We start from the raw sequence: 15,920 nt of genomic DNA on the forward strand, positions 1-15,920 counted from the left end.
TCGTGATCCCCGCGGCAACGGCCTGGGCAACGGCCTGGTGGCTCACGGGCGCCCCGGTGTCCGCAGGGCCGGCCGCGGCGGCCCTGTGGGGGGCCGTGCTCGCTGCGACCGGATACGCGGTCCTCCTGGCGCGCAGGGGAGACCCGCGCTCGGTGTCCAGCCCCGCGGCCGGCGCGGGGATCCGCCGGGCGATCCGGCGCCTGGCGACCCGGTTGCCCGCGAACCGGACGGTGACCGCGGGAACCGTCCTGGTCTGCTGCACGGCCGCGGCCCTCCTGGCCTCGCTCGTCGCGGTCGCGGCACCCGCCCGACTGCCGGCCGGCGTCGCGAAGATCGCGGCGGCCCATGTGCCTGTCGCGGCGCGGATCGTGGTCGGTTCCGTGCCGGCCAGGGCCCCGGCACTGTCGGGATTCGGTGGTTCCGATGCCGGTGCCGATGCCGATCCCGGCGCCGGCGCAGGGAGCGGGCGCATTCGGTTCAGGGGCGCCCTCGTCGCACTGGACGCGGGGACCGGTTCGGCCAGGGCAGCCGCGCACGACACCGGGGACGGCCTGTCCGTTCCGGTCCTCGTGTTCGCAGCGGCGGCGGGGGAGAGCCTGCGGATCGGTGCGACCGTGAGCCTGGACGCGACACTCGTGTCCACGGAGCCGGGCGACTCCGCCGCGCTGCTGGTCTTCGGCGACGGACGACCGGTGCCCGTCGCCGAAGCGCCGTGGTGGCTCGACTGGGCCGACGAATTGCGCGCCCGCTTCGCCGCCTCGGCCGCAACCCTCCCCGGTGACGGGGGAGCGCTCCTGCCCGGGCTCGCGATCGGCGACACGAGTGCCGTCGGCGACGACCTCGACGCGGCGATGAAGTCCAGCTCGCTCAGCCACCTTACCGCGGTCTCCGGGGCGAATTGCGCGGTCGTGATCGCGATCATCATGCTGATCGGCGCCAGGCTCAGGCTCGGCCGGCTCCGGCTCGGGCGCGGTGCGCGCATCACCCTGTCGCTCGGCGTCCTGCTCGGCTTCGTCGTGCTCGTCACCCCCGAGCCGAGCGTGCTCCGCGCCGCCGTGATGGCGGCGGTGCTCCTCATCGGACTGGGCATCGGCAGGCCCGGTCGCGGTCTGCCCCTGCTCGCGCTGTCCGTCATCGTGCTGCTGGCGACGGACCCCTGGCTGTCCCGCAGCTACGGGTTCGCACTTTCCGTGCTCGCCACCGGCGGCCTTCTCGTGCTTGCCGGGCCGCTGACCCGATCCCTGGCCCGCTGGCTGCCGACCGGGCTCGCCGCCCTGATCGCGATCCCGCTCGCAGCGCAGCTGGCCTGCCAGCCCGTGCTCGTGCTGCTAAGCCCCACCTTTCCGCTCTATGGCGTTCCGGCCAACCTGCTCGCCGAGCCGGCGGCCCCGCTCGCCACGGTCCTCGGCCTTGCGGCGTGCCTGCTGCTGCCCTGGCTCCCCGGCGTGGCAGGCGTCGTTCTCTGGGCGGCGTGGGTCCCGTCCGCGTGGATCGCCGCAGTCGCGCGGACCGCGGCGGAGCTGCCGGGCAGCAGCCTGCCCTGGCTCGGCGGGCCATTGGGGGTGCTCGTGACCCTGGTCCTCACCGCGGCCGTGCTCGTGTTGCTTCTGCGGCAGGGCACACGGACCGGGTCACGAGCCGGAATCGGGGAGCGAATGGGAGGCCGCGACGGCGACGCCGGTTCACGCGGTGCCCGCCGGACCCGCTCGACGCTCGACGGCTGGTCGGCCGTCGCGCTCGTGGTGCTTGTGCTGGTCGTCGGTGGATACGCGGGCACCCTGATCGGAAAGGGCATCGGCCGCGCCCTGACCTTCCCCGCCGACTGGCAGATCGCAGCGTGCGATATCGGCCAGGGTGATGCCGTCGTCGTCAGGGACCACGGGACCGACCGGGACCGCTTCGCCCTCGTCGACGTCGGGCCGGACCCGAAGCCGCTCAAGCAGTGCCTGCGCTCGCTCGGGATCGACCGGATCGACCTGCTGGTGCTGACCCATTACGACATGGACCACATCGGCGGAATCGCGGCCGTGATCGGCCGGGTCGGCACCGCACTCGTCGGCATCCCCGAGAACGCGCAGGACGAACGGCTGCACGCCCGGCTCACCGAGGGCGGCGCCGAGGTACGGCAAGCGGCGAAGGGCGACGCGGGCACGCTCGGCGGCCTGCGCTGGGACATCCTCTGGCCCGTGCCCGGCGGGTCGGAGATGCAGACCGGCAACCCGGGGAGCGTCACGATCGAATTCGACGGGCGCGGCATCCGCTCGGTGTTTCTGGGCGACCTCGGCGAGGACGCCCAGGTCGCGCTCGACCGGGTGTCCGCGCCGGGCAGGGTCGACGTCGTCAAGGTCGCCCACCACGGCAGCCGGGACCAGAGCCCACAGTTCTACGCCGAGTTGCACGCAACCGTAGGACTCATCTCCGTCGGTGCCGACAACGGCTACGGGCACCCGACGGCCTCCCTGCTCGACATGCTCCGCTCGGTCGGCACCCTCGCCGTGCGCACCGACCGGCAGGGGCTCTCGGTCGTTGCACCGGCCGCCGCCGGGGGAGGAGCCCTCACGGTCTGGACGGAGAAGGGCGGCTGAAACCGGTGTCGTGTCGAGGCTCAGTGTCCCCGGTGCCGGTTAGGCTGGAAACCCTGAGCCCGCCCGTGAGCAGGCCCAGGGGAGAGGACTCGCGTGGCCGTCCGCAGCGCAGCACCCGCCAAGACCGCCCGCACCGGCAAGGCCGTCGCGATCCCGCAACTCGCCTGGCACGAGGTCCGTCCCGCCCCGATCGTGCTCGTCTCCGGCACAGAGACCTTCCTCGCCGAACGGGCCATCCGGCAGCTGCGGGACTTCCTCAAGCTCGAGGACCTGAGCCTCGAGATCAGCGACGTGCTCGCCGACAGCTACGCGCCAGGTGAGCTGCTCACGATGGCGAGCCCGTCGCTCTTCGGCGAACCACGCCTGATCCGGGTTACGAACGTCGAGAAGTGCAGCGACACCTTCCTCGCCGAAGCCCTCGACTACCTGGAGAACCCCGCGGACGACACCTATGTCGTGCTCCGCCACGCCGGTGGCGTGCGCGGAAAAAAACTCCTCGACACCATCCGGTCCGGTCTCGGCGGCGGCATCGAGATCGTCTGCGCGGAACTCAAGAAGGACACCGACCGGCACGACTTCGCCGCGGCCGAATTCCGCACGGCAGGCAAACGGGTGAGCGGCAGTGCCCTGCGCGCCCTCGTGGCTGCGTTCTCCGGAGACCTCGCCGAACTCTCCGCGGCGTGCCAGCAGCTCATCGCCGACTCCACGGCCGAGATCACCGAAACCACGGTCGACCGGTACTACGGCGGCCGTGTCGAGGCGAATGCGTTCAAGGTCGCCGACGCCGCGATCGCGGGCAAGTACGGCGACGCCCTTGTCATCCTGCGTCACGCGCTCACCTCCGGTGCAGACCCGGTCCCCGTCGTCGCGGCGTTCGCCATGAAGATCCGCACGATGGCCAAGGTCTACGGCGCCCGTGGCGGATCGGGCCAGCTCGCCGGCCAGCTCGGCCTGGCGCCCTGGCAGGTCGAACGCGCCCAGCGCGACCTGCGCGGCTGGACCGACGAGGGACTCGGACGCTGCATCGTCGCCCTCGCTGAAGCGGATGCCGCGGTCAAGGGCGCCGAACGGGATCCCGTTTTCGCCCTCGAACGCCTCATCGGCGTCATCGCCCGCCGGGGCGAGGACTGACTTCCCGCCCCGTCACGACCCAGCTGACCGCGTGACACCATAATCGCTTGACATGACACCACGATGGTGTCACCATGGTGACATGGAACTCGGACAGTACGTCACCGACCTGCAACTCCAGCTGGCGGAGACCGCGGCGAACGGCGCGGAGGACACCCGAGCCGTCGCCGAACGGCTCGCCGCCGGGCTGGATGCCGCGGCCAGGCTTGTGCTCCTCGACGTCCTGTCGGCGGCGGTCGGGGAGATCACCCGTGAGCTCGCGCCCGGTTCGGTCGACCTGCGACTCCGTGGCCGCGAGATCGAGTTCGTGGTGACCCAGCCGAACCCGGAGTCGGACGCCGACGAGCGGCCGGCCACACCCGTCGACCTCGACGATGCGAGCACCTCGCGCACGACGCTGCGCCTGCCCGATGCCCTCAAAGCGCGGGTGGATGAGGCGGCCGCGGCCGACGGGCTGTCCGTCAACACCTGGCTCGTCCGGGCGATCGCTGCGGAAGTCCAGCCCAGGCAACGACGCTCCGCCCAGCGCACGCTCCGCACCGGCGACAACTTCGCAGGCTGGGCGCGCTGACCGGCCCCGCCCCGGCATCCACCGGCCCGCATGTCGGGGCCGGACACCCGTTCCAAGAACTGCTCCAGCCCACAGAAAGGGAGGCGCCAGCATGCCCAGCTACCCAACACCCACCCCGATCGACCTCGCCATCAACCTGCCGGTCGGCATGATCGACGTCTTCGCCGGCGACCGCACGGAGACCGTCGTAACGGTGTCGGCGACCAACCCGGCAAAGGCCGTCGACCGCCGCGGCGCGGAGGAGACGACGGTCGACTTCGACGGCCGGCGACTGACCGTGACCGGTCCGAAGCCCCGCTTCAGCGTCATCGGCCCGACGGAGTCCGTCGACGTGACGGTCGAGCTCCCCGCGGGGTCGCGGCTGACCGCAGAGATCAGTGTCGGCGGCGTGCGGACCGTCGGGCGCCTGGGCAACACCCGCATCAAGTCCTCAACCGGACCCGTCGACCTCGACGCCACCGGCGACCTGTGGCTGCGCGCGGCGCACGGCAACGCGACCGTTGCGACCGTCGGGGGTGGAATCGAGGTCACGGCCGACCACGGCCAGATCCGGGTCGGCACCATTGCCGGTGACGCGATCCTCAAGGCGTCCCACGGCAGCATCATGGTCGGGGAGGCCTGTGGCGATCTCGACGCGAAACTCTCCTACGGCGACCTCGACGTGACACAGGCGCTCGCCTCCGTCACGGCGAAGACCGCATATGGCAGCATCCACGTGCACGAGGTCTCGAGCGGTTCCATCCAGGTCGAGAGCGGCTACGGCCAGGTCACCATCGGCGTCCGGTCCGGCGTGCCCGCCTGGCTCGACCTCTCCTCGAAAGACGGGAGGGTGCGCAACGAACTGGCGGGCGACCGCGCTCCCGACGCTTCGGAGCCGACCGTCTCGGTCCGTGCCCGCACCCAGCACAGCGACATCAGCATCCGGCGCGCCCGATGACCGTGCCGTCCGAGATCCCCACCACCAGAAGACATCACGAGAAGGGAAGACCATGACCAGCTCAGCGATCGACGTCCACGGACTGTGCAAGTCCTACGGCGGACGGGTCGTACTCGACGACGTCGACCTCTCCGTTGCCGCGGGCACCGTCACAGCGTTGCTCGGCCCGAACGGCGCAGGGAAGACGACAACCGTGCACATCCTGTCCACGCTCGTGCGACCGGACGGCGGCACGGCTTTCGTGAACGGATGCGACGTCCTGCGCGACCACGACGGCGTGCGCGCCGCGATCGGCGTCACCGGCCAGTTCTCGGCGGTCGACGGCCTGCTCACCGGCGAGGAGAACCTCCAGCTGATGGCCAGGCTGCGTCACCTCGGCGCGAAACGATCGAAGGCCAGGGTGACCGAACTGCTCGAGCAGTTCGACCTCGTCGAGGCGGCCCGCAAGCCGCTCGCGACCTATTCCGGCGGGATGCGCCGCCGTCTCGACCTCGCGATGACGCTCGTCCAGGCCCCGAGCGTGATCTTCCTCGACGAGCCCACCTCCGGGCTGGACCCGAGGAGTCGCCACACCGTCTGGGACATCGTGCGCGACCTCGTCGCGCAGGGGACGACGGTGCTGCTCACCACCCAGCAACTGGCGGAAGCGGACGAACTCGCGGACCGCATTGCGGTGCTCGACGGCGGCCGGATCGTCGCGGAGGGAACGCCGGACGAGCTCAAGCGCCTCGTGCCAGGCGGGCACATCCGGCTGCGTCTCCCGGATAGCGCGGCGCTCGACGCTGCCTCGCGCCTGTTCGGTGAGTCCGCTCGCGATGAGGCGGGACTCGCGCTCACGGTGCCGGGCGACGGTACGGTCGGCGCGCTGCGCGGCATCCTGGATCGCCTCGATGCCGCCGGCGTCGAGGTCGACGACCTCAGCATCCACACCCCGGATCTCGACGACGTGTTCTTCGCCCTCACCGGCACGAAGGATCGGCCGGGCCGGGTCGACACGAAGGGAACCGAATCATGACCACCCTCACGGCCCGGCGTCAGGCAACACCACGCGGCCGCCGGCCATCGCATACCGTCGCCGACGCGATCACCATGCTGCGTCGCAACCTGCTGCACATGGTTCGGTATCCCGGCCTGTCGATGTTCACCATCCTCGGGCCCGTGGTGATTCTGCTGCTCCTCGTCTTCGTGTTCGGCGGCACGCTCGGGGCAGGACTGCCCGGCGTCGATCCCGCGAGCGGCCGCGACGCCTACCTCGCATACGTCATGCCGGGCATCCTCGTGATCACCATTGCAGGGACCGCGAGCGGCGCCTCGATCACCGTCGCGATGGACATGACCGAGGGCATCACGGCACGGTTCCGCACAATGTCGATCTCGCGCGCTGCAGTCCTCGCCGGGCACGTCGTCGGCAACACGATCCAGGCGATCATCGCCGTCGCCCTCGTGCTCGGAGTCGGCCTCCTCGTCGGATTCCGGCCGACGGCGGGAGTCGCAGAGTGGTTCGCCGTCGCCGGACTCACCGTGCTCGTCTCGTTCGCGGTCAGCTGGCTCGGAGTCGCCATGGGCATGCAGTCGAAAACCGTCGAGACCGCCAGTAACCTGCCGATGATCCTGACGATCCTTCCGCTCCTGGGCAGCGGCTTCGTGCCGACGGGCTCGATGCCGGAATGGATGCAGTCGTTTGCGCAGTACCAGCCGTTTACGTCGTTCATCGAGACCGTCCGCGGTCTCCTGCTCGGCACCCCGCTCGGCTGGAACCCGATGCTCGCGATCGGATGGTGCGCCCTGCTCTCGGTCGCCGGCTACGTCTGGTCGATGGCCCTCTACGAGCGCACCTCGGTGCGCTGACAGACCCGGGTCCCGCCCCGCGAAGGGGTCGGGACGACAAAAAAGCCCCCCGCCTGAGGCGGAGGGCTTTTTGGGTGGTGCAGAGACTAGACGAGCGCGCCGACGGACTTGGCGAGCGCCGACTTCTTGTTTGCGGCCTGGTTGCGGTGGATGACACCCTTGCTGACGGCCTTGTCGAGCTTCTTCGACGCAATCGCGAGGCTGGCGACAGCCTTGTCCTTGTCGCCGGAGGTGACAGCGAGGCGCGCAGCGCGAACAGCGGTCTTGAACTCGCTCTTGACCGCCTTGTTGCGCTCCTGGGCCTTCTTGTTGGTGCCAATTCGCTTGATCTGCGACTTGATATTTGCCACGTTTATACGCTTTCGTTAGGTTCTTGTTCGGATGGGCCGCGTGGCGGTAGAGGGCGCCGTACGGCAAAATCGTGGTGGGGTGGGACCCAACACGCAAGCCAACAGGCAACGATACCAGTTAATCGGTCCGGCCGATAATCGGGTCGGCTACTCGGTCTCCCCGGCCGAACCGCGTTCGATCTGCCGCAGCGGAGACGGCGAAATCGGCGGCGGGCCTGAGCTATGGGAGAATTACCGGATCATGTCACCCAGACCCCTCACGGCGTTCCTGCCGGCCGCAACACCGCCGGCATTCATCCGTAACTTCTGCATCATCGCGCACATCGACCACGGCAAGTCCACCCTCGCCGACCGGATGCTGCAGATCACCGGCGTCGTCGACGACCGCCTGATGCGGGCCCAGTACCTCGACCGCATGGACATCGAACGCGAACGCGGCATCACGATCAAGAGCCAGGCCGTGCGGATGCCCTGGGAACTCGACGGCCAGGCCTACGCGCTCAACATGATCGACACCCCCGGTCACGTCGACTTCACCTACGAGGTCTCCCGGAGCCTCGCGGCCTGCGAGGGCGCCATCCTGCTCGTCGACGCGGCCCAGGGCATCGAAGCCCAGACCCTCGCGAACCTCTACCTGGCCCTCGAGAACGACCTCACGATCATCCCGGTGCTCAACAAGATCGACCTGCCCGCCGCAGATCCAGACAAGTACGCGAAGGAACTCGCGAGCCTCATCGGCGGCAAGCCGGAGGACGTGCTGCGCGTTTCCGGCAAGACCGGAATCGGCGTCGCCGAACTGCTCGACCGCGCCACCCGGCTCATTCCCGCCCCCGTCGGCGACCCGGACGCCCCCGCCCGCGCGATGATCTTCGACTCGGTCTACGACAGCTACCGCGGCGTCGTCACCTACGTCCGTATGATCGACGGCAAGCTCAGCCCGCGCGAGAAGATCCAGATGATGTCCACCCGGGCGACGCACGAGATCCTCGAGATCGGCGTGACAAGCCCCGAACCGACCCCGAGCAAGGGTCTCGGCGTCGGCGAGGTCGGCTACCTGATCACCGGTGTGAAGGACGTCCGCCAGTCCAAGGTCGGCGACACCGTCACGACCGCGCTGCGCCCGGCAACCGTCGCCCTCCCCGGCTACACGGAGCCCAAGCCGATGGTGTTCTCCGGCCTCTACCCGATCGACGGCAGCGACTACCCCGCTCTCCGTGAAGCACTCGACAAGCTCAAGCTCTCCGACGCGTCCCTCGTCTACGAGCCGGAGACATCCGTCGCCCTCGGCTTCGGGTTCCGCTGCGGGTTCCTCGGGCTGCTGCACCTCGAGATCATCACCGAGCGCCTCGACCGCGAGTTCAACCTCGACCTGATCACGACGGCCCCGAGCGTGATCTACGAGGTCTCGACCGACGACAAGAAGTCCGTCACCGTGACGAACCCGAGCGAGTTCCCTGACGGCAAGATCGCCAAGGTCGAGGAACCGATCGTCAAGGCCGCGATCCTCGCGCCCAAGGATTACGTCGGCGTCATCATGGAACTCTGCCAGGGCCGCCGCGGCACCCTGCTCGGCATGGAATACCTCGGTGAGGACCGGGTCGAGATCCGCTACACGATGCCGCTCGGCGAGATCGTCTTCGACTTCTTCGACCAGCTGAAGAGCAAGACCGCCGGGTACGCCTCGCTCGACTACGAACCGATCGGCTCGCAGGAGGCAGACCTGGTCAAGGTCGACATCCTGCTGCAGGGCGAGCAGGTGGACGCGTTCAGCGCCATCGTGCACCGCGACAAGGCATACGACTACGGCGTGCTGATGACCGGGCGGCTGCGGAAACTCATCCCACGGCAGCAGTTCGACGTTCCGATCCAGGCCGCGATCGGAGCCCGCATCATTGCCCGCGAATCGATCAGCGCCATCCGCAAGGACGTCCTCGCCAAGTGCTACGGCGGCGACATCTCCCGCAAGCGCAAGCTGCTCGAGAAGCAGAAAGAGGGCAAGAAGCGCATGAAGATGGTCGGCCGCGTCGAGGTGCCGCAGGAGGCCTTCATCGCCGCGCTCTCGGGGGACGAGCCGGCCAAGAAAGAGAAGAAGTAGGCGGATGCGGCGTTCCACCTTCACCGACGCGGCCGTGACCTATGCGGCGATCGGCGGCACCCTCGCCCCCGATCTGCTCCGGTACCCGCCGCGCGGTTACCGGCCGCTCGAACGCACCGTTCGCCTCGGCAGCGGTGAAGAGCGGTTCCGGACCGCTGCCGCGCTCCTGATGACCTGGGGCGTGCAGCTCGGCAGTGGCATGACCGTCACCGACCTCCAGCAGAGCACCGGCGTCCAGTACTCCGGGATCGTGTTCAACGCCGACGGCACCCCCTCGGTGAACCAGGAGCACCCGGTCGACGAGGCGACGTTCGCCGACGACGGCACCCCGTACATCGTCAACGGCATGTCCGCGCGCCTCTCGGTGGCAGTGGGCCCGTTCACCGTCGACTCGCCCGTACGTGTCGTCTACGTCATCGACGAGACGGACCGCATCGGTTTCGGCTACGGCACCCTTGACGGCCACCCCGCGAGCGGCGAGGAGGCGTTCATCGTCGACCGACAGGCCGATGACTCCGTCTGGCTGACGATCCGGGCCTTCTCACGTCCGAGCACCTGGTACTACCGGCTCGCCTGGCCGATCGTCCGCATGCAGCAGGCCAAGTACACCGCCCGCTACCTGCGCGCCCTGCACCCGGTCGGCGCGGTCTGACGATGGGCAGCGCCCTTCCCCTCGGCGATCCGGCACCGCGCGACGGCCTGCTCCCGGCATCCGCCGCCGTCGGGGCATCCGAGCGCGACTTCGGCGTGTACCTGCATGTGCCGTTCTGCCGGGTGCGCTGCGGCTACTGCGACTTCAACACCTACACCGCGACCGAGCTGCGCGGAGCGTCCCAGCACGACTACGCGGGCCAGGCCTTCGCCGAGGTCGAGTCCGCAGGGCGCATCCTCCGCGACTCCGGGGTTCCGGACCGGGAAGCCGCGACGGTGTTCTTCGGCGGCGGCACCCCCACACTCCTGCCCGCTGTGGACCTGGTCCGGATGCTCGACTCCGTCCGCGACACCTGGGGCCTCGCGGACGGCGCCGAGGTGACCACGGAAGCCAACCCGGACTCCGTCGACGCCGCCTACCTCGACACTCTCGCCGCCGCAGGCTTCACCAGGGTCTCCTTCGGCATGCAGTCCGCCGTGCCCCGGGTGCTCGCGACCCTCGAGCGCACCCACGACCCGGAGCGCATCCCGCTCGTCACCGGGTGGGCCCGCGATGCCGGGCTCGACGTCAGTCTCGACCTCATCTACGGCACGCCGGGGGAGACCCGTGCCGACTGGCGCGCGAGCCTCGAGCAGGCCATCGGCCTGTCCCCGAACCACATCAGCGCGTATTCGCTCATCGTCGAGGACGGCACGAAGCTCGCAAGGCAGATCCGCCGAGGCGAACTCGCCCCCGTCGACGAGGACACCCAGGCCGAGTTCTACGAACTCGCCGACGAACTCCTCGACGCGGCCGGCTACGGCTGGTACGAGGTCAGCAACTGGGCGACGGATGCCGCGCACCGGTCCAGGCACAACCTCGCATACTGGCGCAGCCAGGACTGGTGGGGGGTCGGACCCGGTGCGCACAGCCACGTCGGCGGCGTGCGGTGGTGGAACGTCAAGCACCCCTCCGCATACGCCGACCGGATCCTCGCCGGGGACTCACCTGCCGCAGGGCGCGAGACCCTCGACGACACGACCCGCGAGGTGGAGCGGGTCCTCCTGCTCACCCGCATCCGGGAGGGCATCCGGATCGACTCGCTCTCGCCGCTCGGTCGCCGCGAGGTCGCCGGTCTCATCGCCGATGAACTCGTCAACGCGAAAGCCGCCCTCTCCGGGACGGTCGAACTGACCAGGAGAGGACGGCTTCTCGCGGACGCCGTCGTACGGCGGCTTCTCGCGGATTAAGGTGCTGCGGTCTAGCTGACGAACTTGATGGTGAGCGGGTAGGTGTAGTACTCGCCCTTGTTGGCCGCGAGGGCCGCGATGATGCTGAAGACGACGCTCAAGACCCAGACGGCGGGCAGCAGCAGGAACCCGACCAGCGCCAGCGTCAGCACTCCGCTGACCACATAGGCGATGGCCAGGGTGATCTGGAAGTTGAGCGCCGTCGCCGCGTGCGCGCGGATGAACGGGCCGCGGTCCTTGAGCACGAGGTAACCGATGAGCGCGGGCACGAACTCGAAGAGGATTCCGCCCACGTGGATCAGGGTGGCCCACAAGCGTTCGTCCGACGGGTTCATCGGCGTAACGGGCTGGTAGGAATTGGCGGGGGGTGGTGTGGACATTCGGGCTCCTTGTACGCGTTATCTGGTTGTGCTGGTCCCGCGAGATACTCCGGGTGGTGTGAGGTTCCGCCGGTCGCCGCGCTACTTGATGAGACGCAGGGCGAAGGGGTAGCGGTAGGCCTGGCCGTCCTTCGCCTTCAGGAACCCGAGGATCGAGAAGATGATCGCCACGACCCAGGCGGCGAAGATGATCAGGGCACCGACGAACGGGAGGATCGAGCCGATCACGTAGAGGATGGCGATCGTGATCTGGAAGTTCAGGGCTTCCTTGCCTTCCTGGGCGGTGAAGCGACCGCGATCCTTGAACACGAGCCAGATGATCAGGGAGGGGAGCGGGCCGATGATGCCGCCGAGGTGCGCGAAGGACGCCCACTGGCGGTCCTCGGTCTCGGTGAGGGGAGCAGCGGCAACGGGTGTGGGTGCTGCCGGCTGGTATGGCTGCTGCGGGGGGCGCTGGCCCAGGTTCGGATCTTCGCCGTTGTTACCGGTTGAATTGCTCATCATCGTGCCTTTCCGTGCGGATGGAGGACCGTTACAAGACTCAAGGTACTGCGCCCAATCATCCGCTAGCAATGGGGGTGTCCCCGTGTGTCGCGATATGATTGGCAGTCAAACGCCGTGAGTGCCAAAGTCGCCGGCACCCAGCCACCCGGAAAGGAGGCGATTCAGTCATGGTTTCGGATCGCAGCCTCGAAGTTCTGCGGGTCATTGTTCAAGACTACGTCGCCTCGCGCGAGCCCGTCGGGTCAAAAACCATCGTTGACCGGCATTCCTTCGGAGTGTCGGCGGCGACCATTCGCAATGACATGGCTCTCCTCGAGGAGGAGGAGCTCATCATCGCCCCGCACACCTCCTCAGGGCGGATCCCGACCGACAAGGGGTACCGGCTCTTCGTCGATCACCTCGCCGATCTGCGCCCGCTCTCCGCAGCGCAGCGCCAGGCCATCGAGACGTTCCTCGGGCAGTCCGCAGACCTCGACGAGGTTCTCGCCCGCAGCGTCCGGTTGCTCTCCCAGCTCACCCACCAGGTCGCGCTCGTGCAGTACCCCTCGCTGTCTCGTGCGAGGGTGCGCCACATCGAGCTCGTGGCGCTCTCGGAGACCCGGCTCCTGTCCGTGCTGATCACGGATGCCGGCCGGGTCGAGCAACGCGTGATCGAGCTGCCCCGGCCGCTCGAGGAGCAGCTGCTGGTCCGCCTCCGCGCCCGCCTCAACGCCGCCGTGGTCGGCCTCAGCATGAGCGCAGCAGCGATCGCGCTCACGGATGCCGCCGACCTGGCCGGCGAGCAACCGGACGTTGTCTCCCTGGTCACCCTCACCCTTCGCGACCAGGTCGGTGCGAACCGGCAGGAGCGGCTGGTGATGGCCGGCGCCGCGAACCTCGTGCGCACGGAGGAAGACTTCACCGGGAGCATCTATCCGGTGCTCGAGGCCATCGAGGAGCAGGTCGTCCTGCTGCGCCTCTTCGGCGAGATGGCGACAGACCAGCATGGGGTGTCGGTGAGTATCGGCAGGGAGAACGCGCCATTCGGACTCTCCGAGACCAGCGTGCTGACCAGCGGCTACAGCTCGCAGGGTGGAGACCTTGCCCGCCTCGGCGTCCTGGGCCCCACCCGGATGGACTACTCGAACAACATGGCGGCCGTCCGTGCCGTCGCCCGCTACCTGTCCCGCCTGCTCGAATAGGCGAGTCCCTCGACCAGCCCCCACGCCGCACACCTACGAAAACAGACCTAGGAGAGCCAGCTTTGGCTGACCATTACGAAGTACTCGGCGTCGCACGCGATGCCTCCACCGACGAAATCAAGAAGGCGTACCGTCGCCTCGCCCGCCAGCTCCACCCCGACGTGAACCCCGGCGCGGATGCGTCTGAGCGGTTCAAGCACGTCACCCACGCCTACGACGTGCTGAGCGACCCGAAGCAGCGCGACAACTACGACCACGGCGGCAACGGCCGTACGGGCGGAAACGCCGGGTTCGACGGCAACTTCGGCAACTTCGGCGACATCTTCGAGACCTTCTTCGGAGGGGGCGGCGGCAGCCGTGGACCGAGGTCTCGCCGCGAACGCGGCCAGGACGCCCTGATCAGGGTCGAACTCGACCTCGACGAGATCATTTTCGGAACCCACCGCGACCTCGAGGTCGACACGGCCATCGTCTGCGCGACCTGCAGCGGAACCTGCTGCCAGCCGGGGACCGCCCCTGTCACGTGCGACATCTGCCACGGCACCGGCAACATCCAGCGCGCCGTGCGCTCCCTGCTGGGCAATGTGATGACCTCGAGCCCCTGCGGCTCCTGCCGCGGTTTCGGCACGATCATCGCAACCCCGTGCGTGACCTGCCAGGGCCAGGGCCGTGTCCGCGCCCGCCGCACTGTTCCGGTCGACATCCCCGCCGGCGTCGACACGGGCCTGCGCCTGCAGATGCCCGGGAGCGGAGAGGCCGGACCTGCCGGCGGCCCCAACGGCGACCTGTACCTCGAAATGAAGGTCCGCCACCACGACGTGTTCAGCCGCGACGGTGACGACCTGCTCTGCACCCTCGACGTGCCCATGACGGATGCGATCCTCGGCACGACCACGACGGTCAAGGCCCTCGACGGCGACATCACCGTCGAGATCCGTGCCGGAGTGCAGGGCTCCGAAGTCATCACGGTCAAGGACCGCGGAGTCTCGCGCCTCCGCGGCAATGGCCGCGGCGACCTCAAGGTCGGGATCCACGTCGTGACGCCGACCAAGCTCGACCACAAGGAGAGGGAACTGATCGAACAGTTCGCCGCGAAGCACAAGTCCCCGGCTCCCGCGCTCAGTGCGGTGCAGCAGGGACTCTTCGCGAAGCTCCGCGACCGGTTCCGCGTCTAACCGGATGGCGCACTTCTTCATCGACGAGTCCCTCCGCGCGGAGGACTGCCCCGTCGGAGCCGTCGCGACCATCACCGGTGCCGAGGCCAGGCACGCGGTCACCGTGAGCCGGGTCCGGCCGGGGGAGCACCTGCTCGCCGGGAACGGGTCCGGCCTGCTCCTGGAGACGACCGTCGAGGAAGCGGAGACCGGACGGCTGGTCCTGCGGGTCGACAGCGCGCGGAACATCGCGAGGCCGAGCCCGCGCATCCGCCTTGTTCAGGCACTCGCCAAGGGCGACCGCGACGAGATGGCGGTGCAGGCCGCGACCGAACTCGGCGTCGACGGCGTCGTTCCGTGGGCGGCCGCCCGCTCGGTGACGCGCTGGGAGGGCCAGAAGGTCGCCAAGGGACGGGAGCGTTGGCGCGCCATCGTACGCGAGGCGTCCAAGCAATCGATCCGGCCCTGGCTTCCCGAGGTCGCAGACCTCACGAGCACCAAACAACTCGCCGTGCTGGCGCGGGGCACGCGGATGCTGCTCCTCGAGCCCACCGCCGACATCCGGCTGACCCGGTTGCCGTCGATTGACGACGCGGCCGACGCGGCCGATTCCCAGGCAACCGCGGCGCGGGACATCGTGCTCGTCGTCGGTCCGGAGGGTGGCATCGCCGCCTCGGAACTCGAGATGCTCGAAGCCGCCGGGGCCGTGCGGGTGCGCCTCGGCGACACCGTGCTGCGCACGTCGACGGCCGGGCCCGCCGCCCTCGCCGTGCTCAACGCCGCCCTCGACCGGTGGTGACCCCCGGCAGGTTAAGATAGGACCATGTCAGAAACCGGCGCAGAACCCTCCGTCTTCAGCCGCATCGTCGCGCGCGACATCCCCGCGACCATCGTCGCCGAGACCGAACGCATCATCGCATTCGTCGACATCAACCCGCAGGCCCCCGTGCACATCGTCGTCACGACCAAGACGGAGGCGTACCGCAACGTCGTCGAACTCGCCGCCGGCGACCCCGGACTCCTTGCCGAGCTCGTCGCCGTCGCCGGGCGGGTCGCCACCGAGCTTTCCGACGGCCAGTTCCGCCTCGTCTTCAATACCGGCGCCGCCGCCGGACAAACCGTGTTCCACGTCCACGCCCACGTGCTCGCCCTGAAACCGTCGGAGGACGGGGCGACCGGCTCGCTCGGGGAGGGAACACTTGGTTCCGTCTGAGCTGTCTGAGCCGTCAGAGAAGTCCGTGCCGTCCCTGCCCTCCGGTGCGCTCCCGTCCGAAACGACGGTCGAGACCCGGATCCTCATCGA

At 69.1% G+C, this 15,920-nt stretch carries 16 protein-coding genes; 13 read left to right on the plus strand and 3 right to left on the minus strand.

Annotated features, from left to right (window positions below; translation table 11 throughout):
• The first annotated feature begins 2 nt into the window (after window positions 1–2).
• The 6 genes from RHM57_RS06555 (at window position 3) to RHM57_RS06580 (ending at window position 7,072) form a co-directional block, all read left to right on the plus strand.
• Window positions 3–2,585 (plus strand): ComEC/Rec2 family competence protein, encoded by a 2,583-nt coding sequence (locus RHM57_RS06555; RefSeq protein ID WP_322135919.1) that lies wholly within the window; start codon window positions 3–5, stop codon window positions 2,583–2,585.
• 93 nt (window positions 2,586–2,678) lie between these two features.
• On the plus strand, window positions 2,679–3,716 hold the full coding sequence (gene holA, locus RHM57_RS06560) for a DNA polymerase III subunit delta (protein ID WP_322189667.1): 1,038 nt from the start codon (window positions 2,679–2,681) through the stop codon (window positions 3,714–3,716).
• A gap of 82 nt (window positions 3,717–3,798) precedes the next feature.
• The gene (locus RHM57_RS06565; protein ID WP_134446066.1) at window positions 3,799–4,287 is read left to right on the plus strand and encodes a toxin-antitoxin system HicB family antitoxin; all 489 of its coding nucleotides are present in this window, start codon (window positions 3,799–3,801) and stop codon (window positions 4,285–4,287) included.
• A gap of 91 nt (window positions 4,288–4,378) precedes the next feature.
• Complete coding sequence (locus RHM57_RS06570) at window positions 4,379–5,224, plus strand: DUF4097 family beta strand repeat-containing protein (RefSeq protein ID WP_134446065.1); 846 nt, start codon at window positions 4,379–4,381, stop codon at window positions 5,222–5,224.
• A gap of 52 nt (window positions 5,225–5,276) precedes the next feature.
• A complete protein-coding gene (locus RHM57_RS06575) occupies window positions 5,277–6,239 on the plus strand; it encodes an ATP-binding cassette domain-containing protein (RefSeq protein ID WP_134446064.1) in 963 nt (320 codons plus the stop codon).
• Window positions 6,236–7,072: an ABC transporter permease gene (locus tag RHM57_RS06580; RefSeq protein WP_134446063.1), complete on the plus strand. Its 837-nt coding sequence runs from the start codon at window positions 6,236–6,238 to the stop codon at window positions 7,070–7,072. The genes RHM57_RS06575 and RHM57_RS06580 overlap by 4 nt, the downstream gene beginning before the upstream one ends.
• Before the next feature lie 86 nt (window positions 7,073–7,158).
• Here RHM57_RS06580 and rpsT read toward each other — a convergent pair whose 3' ends face one another.
• Window positions 7,159–7,422 carry a 30S ribosomal protein S20 gene (rpsT, locus tag RHM57_RS06585; RefSeq protein ID WP_134446062.1) on the minus strand — a complete coding sequence of 88 codons (264 nt, stop codon included), beginning with the start codon at window positions 7,420–7,422 and terminating at the stop codon, window positions 7,159–7,161.
• Window positions 7,423–7,663: 241 nt separating this feature from the next.
• Between rpsT and lepA the strand changes: the two genes are divergently transcribed.
• From lepA to hemW, 3 genes are read left to right on the plus strand one after another with little or no spacing between them, the layout of a single operon-like run.
• Window positions 7,664–9,517 (plus strand): translation elongation factor 4, encoded by a 1,854-nt coding sequence (gene lepA, locus RHM57_RS06590; RefSeq protein WP_134558470.1) that lies wholly within the window; start codon window positions 7,664–7,666, stop codon window positions 9,515–9,517.
• A 4-nt stretch (window positions 9,518–9,521) separates the two neighbouring features.
• Complete coding sequence (locus RHM57_RS06595) at window positions 9,522–10,169, plus strand: DUF1990 family protein (protein ID WP_134446060.1); 648 nt, start codon at window positions 9,522–9,524, stop codon at window positions 10,167–10,169.
• A gap of 2 nt (window positions 10,170–10,171) precedes the next feature.
• On the plus strand, window positions 10,172–11,398 hold the full coding sequence (gene hemW, locus RHM57_RS06600; RefSeq protein WP_322189668.1) for a radical SAM family heme chaperone HemW: 1,227 nt from the start codon (window positions 10,172–10,174) through the stop codon (window positions 11,396–11,398).
• An 11-nt stretch (window positions 11,399–11,409) separates the two neighbouring features.
• On the opposite strand, the gene RHM57_RS06605 is transcribed toward hemW, so the two are convergent.
• Both RHM57_RS06605 and RHM57_RS06610 read right to left on the minus strand, forming a co-directional pair.
• Window positions 11,410–11,778, minus strand: a complete 369-nt coding sequence (locus RHM57_RS06605) for a DUF4870 domain-containing protein (protein WP_241975265.1) — start codon at window positions 11,776–11,778, stop codon at window positions 11,410–11,412.
• Between the two features lie 81 nt (window positions 11,779–11,859).
• Complete coding sequence (locus RHM57_RS06610; protein ID WP_241975264.1) at window positions 11,860–12,279, minus strand: DUF4870 domain-containing protein; 420 nt, start codon at window positions 12,277–12,279, stop codon at window positions 11,860–11,862.
• Between the two features lie 170 nt (window positions 12,280–12,449).
• Between RHM57_RS06610 and hrcA the strand changes: the two genes are divergently transcribed.
• From hrcA to RHM57_RS06630, 4 genes are all read left to right on the plus strand, one after another.
• Entirely contained in the window at window positions 12,450–13,463 is a 1,014-nt protein-coding gene (gene hrcA / locus RHM57_RS06615) for a heat-inducible transcriptional repressor HrcA (RefSeq protein ID WP_134446057.1), read from the plus strand.
• 62 nt (window positions 13,464–13,525) lie between these two features.
• Window positions 13,526–14,638, plus strand: a complete 1,113-nt coding sequence (gene dnaJ / locus RHM57_RS06620) for a molecular chaperone DnaJ (protein ID WP_134561406.1) — start codon at window positions 13,526–13,528, stop codon at window positions 14,636–14,638.
• 4 nt (window positions 14,639–14,642) lie between these two features.
• Window positions 14,643–15,416, plus strand: coding sequence for a 16S rRNA (uracil(1498)-N(3))-methyltransferase (locus RHM57_RS06625; RefSeq protein WP_322135910.1), 774 nt, complete (start codon window positions 14,643–14,645; stop codon window positions 15,414–15,416).
• Window positions 15,417–15,440: 24 nt separating this feature from the next.
• Window positions 15,441–15,830 (plus strand): HIT domain-containing protein, encoded by a 390-nt coding sequence (locus tag RHM57_RS06630; protein ID WP_134558466.1) that lies wholly within the window; start codon window positions 15,441–15,443, stop codon window positions 15,828–15,830.
• Window positions 15,831–15,920: the final 90 nt, after the last annotated feature.

The organism is Cryobacterium sp. 10S3 (assembly GCF_034344045.1).
Classification (GTDB): domain Bacteria; phylum Actinomycetota; class Actinomycetes; order Actinomycetales; family Microbacteriaceae; genus Cryobacterium; species Cryobacterium glucosi.

Excerpts from the sequence above, each read along its gene's own strand:
- RHM57_RS06565 (WP_134446066.1), top strand. The coding sequence starts at position 3,799 with ATGGAACTCGGACAGTACGTCACCGACCTGCAACTCCAGCTGGCGGAG.
- RHM57_RS06570 (WP_134446065.1), top strand. The coding sequence starts at position 4,379 with ATGCCCAGCTACCCAACACCCACCCCGATCGACCTCGCCATCAACCTG.
- RHM57_RS06575 (WP_134446064.1), top strand. The coding sequence starts at position 5,277 with ATGACCAGCTCAGCGATCGACGTCCACGGACTGTGCAAGTCCTACGGC.
- RHM57_RS06580 (WP_134446063.1), top strand. The coding sequence starts at position 6,236 with ATGACCACCCTCACGGCCCGGCGTCAGGCAACACCACGCGGCCGCCGG.
- lepA (WP_134558470.1), top strand. The coding sequence starts at position 7,664 with ATGTCACCCAGACCCCTCACGGCGTTCCTGCCGGCCGCAACACCGCCG.
- RHM57_RS06595 (WP_134446060.1), top strand. The coding sequence starts at position 9,522 with ATGCGGCGTTCCACCTTCACCGACGCGGCCGTGACCTATGCGGCGATC.
- hemW (WP_322189668.1), top strand. The coding sequence starts at position 10,172 with ATGGGCAGCGCCCTTCCCCTCGGCGATCCGGCACCGCGCGACGGCCTG.
- RHM57_RS06605 (WP_241975265.1), bottom strand. The coding sequence starts at position 11,778 with ATGTCCACACCACCCCCCGCCAATTCCTACCAGCCCGTTACGCCGATG.
- RHM57_RS06610 (WP_241975264.1), bottom strand. The coding sequence starts at position 12,279 with ATGAGCAATTCAACCGGTAACAACGGCGAAGATCCGAACCTGGGCCAG.
- hrcA (WP_134446057.1), top strand. The coding sequence starts at position 12,450 with ATGGTTTCGGATCGCAGCCTCGAAGTTCTGCGGGTCATTGTTCAAGAC.
- RHM57_RS06625 (WP_322135910.1), top strand. The coding sequence starts at position 14,643 with ATGGCGCACTTCTTCATCGACGAGTCCCTCCGCGCGGAGGACTGCCCC.
- RHM57_RS06630 (WP_134558466.1), top strand. The coding sequence starts at position 15,441 with ATGTCAGAAACCGGCGCAGAACCCTCCGTCTTCAGCCGCATCGTCGCG.